Consider the following 601-nt stretch of genomic DNA (forward strand, 5'->3'; position numbering starts at 1 on the left):
GGGAGGGTGCGGGGGCCTGCGGAGCCGGTGCGACTGCCCGAGGGGCCGGCATCCACGCCGAGGACGGTCTCCCACTCCGGGGCGGGCGGGCCGTCGCACATGACGCTGACGACGTCGCCCTGGCTGCGCAGCACGCGGGCCACGGCATCCGCGACGACGACGGCTCGGANNCGAGGAGTGCGGAGGCGTCGCGTTCCAGGCTGAAGTTGAGAAACCCGGGCCCCGTGACGACGACATCGTCGATGAAGGCCTCACCGGCCAGCCGCGCCCTGAGGATCTCGGCCACGCGCAGCGGCGGCTGCCCTGCCGCGCCGGCCAGCTGGAGAGCGATGCTGGTGGCGTAGTCGCCACAGCCCCCGGGCCCCGGCGGAGTGACCACGGCGCGCTCCGGCACGGTCACGCTGAGCTCACCCTCGTCGACGGCGCGGCGCACGGCGTGCAGCACGGTGCGGGAGAGCTCGACGGGGGTCACGGGGACAAGCGTATGGGAGGAGGGGGGTGGAGAAGCGAGCCGGTTTTGGGGAGGGTCCGGTATGTGGACGCCGGGCGCGATGTGGACGCGGGGCGCGATGTTGACGCGGGGCGACGCCGCCGCCTCGCC

Annotated in this window: 1 pseudogene; it reads right to left on the reverse strand. The window is 74.6% G+C overall.

The annotated features are described in order from the left end of the window. A pseudogene (locus CCL05_RS42730) lies at nt 1–472 on the reverse strand (ArgS-related anticodon-binding protein NrtL); the annotation flags it as partial. Nucleotides 473–601 lie beyond the last annotated feature (129 nt).

The organism is Streptomyces africanus (assembly GCF_002150735.1).
GTDB classification, from domain to species: Bacteria; Actinomycetota; Actinomycetes; order Streptomycetales; family Streptomycetaceae; genus Streptomyces; species Streptomyces africanus.